Annotated in this window: 1 protein-coding gene; it reads right to left on the bottom strand. The window is 69.8% G+C overall.

Annotated elements, in window-relative coordinates; translation table 11 throughout:
• Positions 1 to 212 (bottom strand): MAPEG family protein (locus tag ACM0OY_RS40720; RefSeq protein WP_414574352.1); only part of this gene is annotated, 212 nt, incomplete at both ends.

The following is a 212-nucleotide window of genomic DNA, read 5'->3' as shown; positions in this document are numbered from 1 at the left end:
CCCCATCGCCGCCATGCCGGGCGCGGCGTATTCGACGCAGTTGCCAAAGGCGCGGGTCGCGGACTGAAGCTCAGGGTTCCCCCCGTCGCCGAACGACACCAGATGCCGCCTGCGGCCGCTGGACACCACGCCGGACAGCACCAGCAGCAACAGGATCAGCAGGCCGCTCCACAGGCCCGCCGCCTGCAGAGCCAGCATCAGATGAGGCGTCA

Origin of the sequence: Nostoc sp. CCY 9925 (genome assembly GCF_963920935.1) — a bacterium.
Lineage (GTDB): Bacteria > Cyanobacteriota > Cyanobacteriia > Cyanobacteriales > Nostocaceae > Nostoc.
This window is presented reverse-complemented; position numbering and strand designations above follow the sequence as displayed.